Annotated in this window: 9 protein-coding genes; all 9 read right to left on the reverse strand. The window is 67.9% G+C overall.

Translation table 11 applies throughout. The annotated features are described in order from the left end of the window. Nucleotides 1-390: DUF2550 family protein (locus tag RWX45_RS12960; protein ID WP_316024132.1), on the reverse strand; the 390-nt coding region annotated here is incomplete at its 3' end. 6 nt (nucleotides 391-396) lie between these two features. After that, nucleotides 397-744, reverse strand: coding sequence for a hypothetical protein (locus tag RWX45_RS12965; RefSeq protein ID WP_316024133.1), 348 nt, complete (start codon nucleotides 742-744; stop codon nucleotides 397-399). A 1-nt stretch (nucleotide 745) separates the two neighbouring features. Beyond that, nucleotides 746-2,194: a F0F1 ATP synthase subunit beta gene (gene atpD, locus RWX45_RS12970; RefSeq protein ID WP_316024134.1), complete on the reverse strand. Its 1,449-nt coding sequence runs from the start codon at nucleotides 2,192-2,194 to the stop codon at nucleotides 746-748. An 86-nt stretch (nucleotides 2,195-2,280) separates the two neighbouring features. After that, the gene (locus tag RWX45_RS12975; RefSeq protein ID WP_316024135.1) at nucleotides 2,281-3,225 is read right to left on the reverse strand and encodes a F0F1 ATP synthase subunit gamma; all 945 of its coding nucleotides are present in this window, start codon (nucleotides 3,223-3,225) and stop codon (nucleotides 2,281-2,283) included. Between the two features lies 1 nt (nucleotide 3,226). Further along, a complete protein-coding gene (atpA, locus tag RWX45_RS12980; protein ID WP_316024136.1) occupies nucleotides 3,227-4,858 on the reverse strand; it encodes a F0F1 ATP synthase subunit alpha in 1,632 nt (543 codons plus the stop codon). 96 nt (nucleotides 4,859-4,954) lie between these two features. Next, on the reverse strand, nucleotides 4,955-5,779 hold the full coding sequence (locus RWX45_RS12985) for a F0F1 ATP synthase subunit delta (RefSeq protein ID WP_316024137.1): 825 nt from the start codon (nucleotides 5,777-5,779) through the stop codon (nucleotides 4,955-4,957). Then, a complete protein-coding gene (locus tag RWX45_RS12990; protein ID WP_316024139.1) occupies nucleotides 5,776-6,360 on the reverse strand; it encodes a F0F1 ATP synthase subunit B in 585 nt (194 codons plus the stop codon). The genes RWX45_RS12985 and RWX45_RS12990 overlap by 4 nt, the downstream gene beginning before the upstream one ends. Before the next feature lie 17 nt (nucleotides 6,361-6,377). Further along, entirely contained in the window at nucleotides 6,378-6,581 is a 204-nt protein-coding gene (gene atpE, locus RWX45_RS12995) for an ATP synthase F0 subunit C (protein ID WP_092533395.1), read from the reverse strand. A gap of 58 nt (nucleotides 6,582-6,639) precedes the next feature. Next, complete coding sequence (atpB, locus tag RWX45_RS13000; protein ID WP_316024138.1) at nucleotides 6,640-7,467, reverse strand: F0F1 ATP synthase subunit A; 828 nt, start codon at nucleotides 7,465-7,467, stop codon at nucleotides 6,640-6,642. Nucleotides 7,468-7,624: the final 157 nt, after the last annotated feature.

Consider the following 7,624-nt stretch of genomic DNA (forward strand, 5'->3'; position numbering starts at 1 on the left):
GGGCTGGGTGGGGGCGGCAGATTCGATCCAGGCCACCAGGGCGGAGTGGGAGTCCTCCATCATGGCCAGCTTGAAGTTCATGTCCCCATACCGGCAGGGCACGTCCACGATCCGCCCGCCCCGGCCGCGGTGGCGCGCCTGCCCCAGTTCCAGACCGTCGCGCACAAACCGGTAGCGGGGACGCAGCGAGAAAGAGACGAGCCGGTACCACTCGACGTCGTCGTCGCGGAAGACGGCAATACCGCTGCGCCAGCGCGGTCGGCCACGTCGACGCAGCGCGCATTCGAAAGCGCCGATGCGCCCGGCCAGGGAGCGCAGTCGCAACAGGAACACAGCGACCAGGGCGAGAGCCACCAGCGCTACCGCACTGACGATCTCCCACACCGGCATGGTCGCTCAGCCTCGCATGGTGACGCCGGGGATGACAATGGTTTCGGCGATGACGTCGCTGACCTGGGCGACGCCGCTGGTCACCTCGTCGCCGGCGAGGTCGGCCGCCACCGTCACCACGTTATGGTCAACCGAACAGAAGCCGCCGGCGACCGGCACCGAGACGGCTTCGCCGTCGGTGGGGGTGATGCGGACATTGCCGCGGCCGAGAACCGCCAGAATCGGCTGCCGCCCGGGCAGGAGGCCGAGCTCGCCGTCGGGCAGCGGCACCGACACCTGCCGGGCCGTGCCCAGCCAGGCCTCGCCGCCGAACCGGGAGACCACCTCTACGTGCAGGCTGCGGGAGTCGGGCATGTCAGTCCGCCATCTCCGCGGCGCGGCGCTCGAGGTCGTCGATGCCGCCGATGTTGAAGAAGGCCTGCTCGGGCAGGTGGTCGTACTCGCCCTCGGTGATCCGCTTGAAGGCCTCGATCGTCTCCGGCAGCGACACCGTCGAGCCGGGCACGCCCGTGAACTTCTCCGCCATGTAGGTGTTCTGGGACAGGAACTGCTCGATGCGCCGCGCCCGGCCCACGGTGACCTTGTCCTCCTCGGAGAGCTCGTCAACACCGAGGATCGCGATGATGTCCTGCAGCTCCTTGTTCTTCTGCAGGATGGACTTCACGCGGGTGGCGACGTCGTAGTGCTCCTGGCCCACGTACTGGGGCGCCAGCAGCCGGGAGGTGGAGGCCAGCGGGTCCACCGCCGGGTAGATACCGCGGGAGGCGATGTCACGGGAGAGCTCCGTGGTGGCGTCCAGGTGGGCGAAGGTGGTGGCCGGGGCCGGGTCGGTGTAGTCGTCGGCGGGCACGTAAATCGCCTGCAGGGAGGTGATGGAGTGACCGCCGGCCGACGTGATGCGCTCCTGCAGCTGGCCCATCTCGTCGGCCAGGTTGGGCTGGTAGCCGACGGCGGAGGGCATACGGCCCAGCAGCGTGGAGACCTCCGAGCCCGCCTGGGTGAAGCGGAAGATGTTGTCGATGAACAGCAGCACGTCCTGGTGCTGCACGTCGCGGAAGTACTCCGCCATGGTCAGTGCGCTCAGCGCCACCCGCAGGCGCGTGCCCGGCGGCTCGTCCATCTGGCCGAAGACGAGCGCGGTCTTGTCGAAGACGCCGGCCTCCTCCATCTCGACGATGAGGTCGTTGCCCTCACGGGTGCGCTCCCCCACGCCGGCGAACACCGACACACCACCGTGGTTCTGGGCGACGCGCTGAATCATTTCCTGGATGAGGACCGTCTTGCCGACGCCGGCGCCGCCGAACAGGCCGATCTTGCCGCCCTGCACGTAGGGGGTGAGCAGGTCGATGACCTTAATGCCGGTCTCGAACATCTGCTCCTTGGGTTCGAGCTGGTCGAAGGCCGGGGGCTGACGGTGGATGGGCCAGCGCTCGGTGATCTCCAGGTGCTCGCCCTCGGCGAGGTTGAGGACCTCACCGGTGACGTTGAAGACGTGGCCGCGGGTGACGTCGCCGACGGGCACGGAGATGGGGGCACCGGTGTCGTACACGCGTGAGCCGCGCACCAGCCCGTCGGTGGGCTTGAGCGACACCGTGCGCACGATGTTGTCGCCCAGGTGCTGCGCCACCTCCAGGGTGATCTCGTGGGGCTCTTCACCCTCACCGGTCGCGTTGATGGTGACCTTGAGGGCGTTGTACATCGCGGGGATCGCGTCCGGCGGGAACTCGACGTCGACGACGGCGCCGATGATCCGGGTGACGTGCCCGATGGCGGGGGTGGTCCCTTGAGGGGTCGTGTCGGTCATAATGCGTTCTTCCGTGTCCGTTCTGCCAGAAGCTATGTGGAGAAGTATGGGGTGGCGGGTGGTCGAGGGGCGTGTGTGCCGGGCCGCTATTGCGAGCCGAGGGCGTCGGCGCCCGAGACGATCTCCGTGATTTCCTGGGTGATGTCGCCTTGACGGGCGGCGTTCGCCAGGCGGGTGTAGGTGGCGATGAGGTCCTCGGCGTTGGATGTCGCCGTGTGCATGGCCTGCTGCCGGCTGGCCAGCTCGGAGGCTGCCGCCTGGAGCAGGGCGTTGCGGATGCGGCTGCGCACGTAGCGGGTGAGCAGGGCGTCCAGAACCGCGTCGGCGCTGGGCTCGAACTCGTACAGCGGCTGGGCGCCGGTGCGCTCGGCGCGCACTCGCTCGACGTCGGCGGCCAGGTCCTCGCGGTTGAGCTCCCCGGGGCCGTCGACGTCCACGACGGTCAGTGGCAGCATCCGGCGCACCTCTGGCACCTGGGAGACCATCGACACGTAGCGGGTGAACACGATGTGGACCTCCGCCACACCGCCGGCCTCATGGCTGGACAGGAAGTAGTCCAGCATGACCGTGGCCACTTCCTCGATGGAGGCGTCACTGGGGCGGTCCGATTCGCCGGTCCAGGAGAACTCCACGGGGCGGCCGCGGAAGGCGAAGTAAGCGCTGGCGCGGCGTCCGAAGGTGAACAAGACCGGCTCTTTGCCGTCCTCGGTGAGCTGCTCGATGAGACGCTCGGTCTCCCGCAGGATGGTGGCCGAGTAGGCGCCGGCCATGCCGCGGTCGGAGGTGACCACGAGGATGGCCACCCGATTGGTGTCCTCCCGCTCACGGGTGAGCGGGTGGTCGAGGTTGGCGTGGGTGCCGACGGCGGCGACGGCCTGGCTCAGCGCGTGATCGTAGGGGCCGGCCTCCTGGGCGTTGCGGCGTGCGGAACCGATCCGGGACGAGGCGATGAGCTCCATCGCCCGGAAGACCTTCTGCAAGGTCTGGGTTGACCGGATGCGCTGCTTGTATACGCGCTGGTTCCCTGCCACGTCAGCCCCTCTTGACCACGATCTGCTCGCTCGTGTGCTCCGCGGGCGCCTCTTCCTCCGGCGCCTCAACCTCGCTGGAGAGCATGCGCCCGCCGGCCAGGTAGGTGGTGCGGAAGGATTCGACCGCCTCGCGCAGCGCCGCCTCGGTGTCCTCCTCCAGCTTGCCGGTGTCCCGGATGGTGGCCAGGATGTCGGTGTTGCTGCGCAGGTGATGGAGCAGGGAGCGTTCGAAGGGCAGCACGTCGGCCAGGTCGAGGTCGTCGAGGTAGCCGTTGGTGCCCGCCCACACGCTGGCGACCTGTTCTTCCACCGGGTAGGGGGTGAACTGCGGCTGCTTGAGCAGCTCCATGAGCCGCTCCCCGCGGGTCAGCTGCTGGCGGGTGGCGGCGTCCAGGTCGGAGGCGAACATGGCGAAGGCCTGCATGGACCGGTACTGGGCCAGCGTGATCTTGAGCGTCCCGGCGACGTCCTTCATCGCCTTAATCTGAGCCGCACCACCCACGCGGGAGACCGAGATACCCACGTCGACGGCGGGGCGCTGGTCTGCGTTGAACAGGTCGGACTGCAGGAAGATCTGCCCATCGGTGATGGAGATGACGTTGGTGGGGATGTAGGCGGAGACGTCGTTGGCCTTGGTCTCGATGATCGGCAGGCCGGTCATCGAGCCGGCCCCCAGCTCGTCGGACAGCTTGGCGCAACGCTCCAGCAGCCGGGAGTGGAGGTAGAAGACGTCACCGGGGTAGGCCTCACGGCCCGGCGGCCGACGCAGCAGCAGGGACACGGCGCGGTAGGCCTCGGCCTGCTTGGACAGGTCATCGAAGACGATGAGCACGTGCTTGCCGGCGTACATCCAGTGCTGGCCGATCGCGCTTCCGGTGTAGGGCGACAGGTACTTGAAACCGGCGGGGTCGGAGGCCGGAGCGGCAACGATCGTCGTGTACTCCAGGGCGCCGCGCTCCTCGAGCGTGGCCCGCACGGAGGCGATGGTGGAGCCCTTCTGGCCGGTGGCCACATAGATGCAGCGCACCTGCTGGTTCGGGTCCCCCGTCTCCCAGGCTTCCTTCTGGTTGAGGATGGTGTCCAGGGCGATGGCGGTCTTGCCGGTCTTGCGGTCGCCAATGATGAGCTGGCGCTGGCCGCGGCCGATCGGGATCATGGAGTCGATGGCCTTGAGCCCCGTCTGCAGCGGCTCGTGCACGGACTTGCGGGCCATGACGCCGGGGGCCTGCAGCTCCAGGGCGCGCCGCCCCTCGGCATGGATCTCACCGAGCCCGTCAATGGGGCGGCCCAGCGGGTCGATGACGCGGCCGAGGAAGGCGTCCCCGACCGGCACCGAGAGGACCTCACCGGTGCGGTGCACCACCTGGCCCTCGTCAATGCCGGAGAAGTCGCCCAGGATGACGACGCCGATCTGCCGTTCGTCCAGGTTCATGGCGAGCCCGGCGGTGCCGTCCTCGAAGGTGAGCAGCTCGTTGGCCATGGCTCCGGGCAGGCCCTCGACGTGGGCGATGCCGTCCGCGGCGAAGACGACGTGCCCGACCTCATCGGCGGCCACCTCCGCCGGCTTGTAGGAATCGACGAACTCGTCCAGGGCGGAGCGGACGTCCTCCGCTGTGATGGTCGTCTCAGCCATCTGTCGTCTCCTTCGCTGTCCCTTGCTGTGGTATCGCGGCTGCCTTGTGGCAGCGGCGCGGGTGTACGTGCGGTTGTGTTGACCGGGTGAGGGGTGTCATCCGGTCAGGGTGGTGCGCAGCTGCGCGAGCGAGTGGCGCACGGTGGAGTCCATGACGAGGTCGCGCACCGTGACCTTGACGCCGCCGATGACGGACGGGTCAACCTCGGTGTTGAGTTCGATGTCGAACCCCAGTCGGCGGGCCAGGATGTCGCGCAGGCGGTTCTTCTGTGCCGTGGTCAGCGGCACCGCGGTGATGACGTCGGCGATAACCCGGTGCTGCATGGCGGCGGCCAGCTCGGTGACGCGGCGCAGGTTGTAGGGCACCCCGCCGACGGCGACCTCCGGCTGGTGCCGTACGCACCAGACCACGAGGGTCATGGCGGGTCCGGAGATGCGCGAGCTGAACAGCCGGCGGGCCAGGCGCACGCGGGCGTCGGTGCTGGTGCGCCGCGCCGGCTCCAGCGCCTGCCGGATCTCCCGGTTGGCGGCGACCTCGCGGGAGACGGTGAAGACCTCCTGCTCGACGTCGTCGAGCGTGCCACCGGCGCGAGCCCCGGAGAGGATCGCCTGGATACCCAGGTCGTGCAGAGCGCTGATGATGTCCACGGGGCGGGACCAGCGGCCCCGCACCATGCCCTGCAGCAGCTCGACGACCCGCGCATCGGCGCGCCCGGTGAATAGGCGAGCGGCCAGCGCGGCCTTGTCCTCCGGCTCGCGGTTCGGATCGGTGAGGGGACCGCGCAGCGGGTTGGCGGCGATCTCGTGGGCGACGGCGAGGATCTGCTCGCCGAGCTCTTGTCCCTGCGCCCCGGCGGCAGCCAGAACGGGCGCCCAGGCCTCATCGGTGAGCGCGCGCGTGGCGGCGGTCCCGGTCTTCACCGAACCGTTCCTGCCCGTGAAGACCAGGCGGGGCTGACCGGCGTGTTCTCGAGTTCATCGAGGAACCGGTCGATGACGCGCCCGGACAGTTCGGTATCCGTCAGGTGTTCGCCCACGAGCTTCTCCGCGAGGTCGGTGGCCAGCAGGCCGACGTCGGAACGCAGCGAGATCTGGGCGGCCTGCTTGTCCGCCTGAATCTGACGCTCGGCAGCCTCCATGGCGCGGTTCGCCTCACCGGCGGCCTCGGCGCGGGCGTCGGCGAGGATCTTCTCCGCCTCCGTCTGGGCACGCTCACGGATCTTGGCGGCCTCGAGTCGCGCATCCTCAACCAGTTGGGCAGCCCGGGCCTCGGCTCCGGTCTGCTCCTCCTTGACCTTCTCGGTGAGGGCCAGGCCCTCCTCGATTTTCGCGGTGCGCTCGTCCAGCACCTGGTTGAAGCGCGGCAGGGCGTACTTGACCAGGACGACGGCGATGACGAGGAAGCAGATAGTGCCCCACACCAGATCGGCCAGGTGGGGGACGAAGAGGAAGATCCCCTCCGGGGTCCCGGCTGTAGGCAGCACTGCGGCTCCGACTGACATGCTGGTCACGACCGTCTTTAGAAGACGAAGCCGGCGGCGAAGCCGAGCAGACCCAGCGCCTCAATGAGGGCCGCACCGATGAACATGTTGGTGCGCAGCACGCCGGCAACCTCGGGCTGACGGGCCGTGGACTCCTGCGTCTTGGCCACGACCATGCCGATACCGAGGGCGGGGCCAACGGTGGCCAGTGCGTAGCCGATCGTCGCGATAGAGCCGGTGATTCCCATGAGGTTCTCCTTCGGATATTGGGAACTGCGAATGCGTTGTGGTCAGTGGGTGTCAGTGCATGTGCACCGAGGACTCGATGTAGACGGCGCTGAGCAGGGCGAAGATGTAGGCCTGCAGGGCAGCGACGAATGCCTCGAACAGGATGAAGACGATACCCGCCGCGAAGGTGATGGTGCCTAGGACCTTGAGCTGCGCGGTGGCGTAGACGAACAGGGCGTTGGTGGCCAAGAAGCACAGGGACAGCAGCAGGTGCCCGGAGATCATATTGGCCATGAGACGGACGGTGAGCGTGAGCGGCCGCAGCACGAAGGTGGACAGGAACTCCACCGGAATGATGAGGGGGTAGAGGAACCCGGGCACACCGGCGGGAACCAGGGAGCCCTTAACGAACTTCCCGAGGCCGTTAGCACGGATCCCCGCGTAGACGAAAGCGATGTACGAGACCATCGCGAAAACCAACGGCATACCCACGATTCCGGTAGAGGCGATCTGCAGGCCGGGCAGGATGCCGGAGATGTTGAGGAAGAAGACCCCCAGGAAGATCGTGGTGATGATGGGGGCGTAGCGGGCGCCGTACTTCTCACCCAGGATTTCCACGGCGATGTTCTTGCGGACGAAGTCCAGCAGCATCTCCAGCACGTTCTGGAAGCGCCCGGGCACGACTTTTGCCCGTGCCGCCCCGATGCCGAAGAGCGCCACCAGGACGAGCGTCATGATGATGCGCACCAACATGACACGGTTGAGTTCGAAAGGGGTACCCAGGAACGCGAAGGCCTCGGGATAGAAGTCGTCAAGCGAGGGAGGCTCGAAGCCGCCCTGTTCCGTCGCCGCTGGGACGATCGCGGCCAAGCCGGCCGCCGCAGTCACGCTCGTTGTCACCAGACCTCCTCAGGAACACGGGTACGAACCTCGGTGCGCTGCCGAACGGCTGCGCCATGACCAACCATGGCCAAACACTACTCGGCGGCGGCGCTTGTCGGCCATGCTACCCCTCTTGCGGCATAATGTCCTGACCATCTCATGCACTCATACCTTT

Origin of the sequence: Actinomyces sp. MRS3W (genome assembly GCF_032465695.1) — a bacterium.
GTDB lineage: Bacteria > Actinomycetota > Actinomycetes > Actinomycetales > Actinomycetaceae > Actinomyces.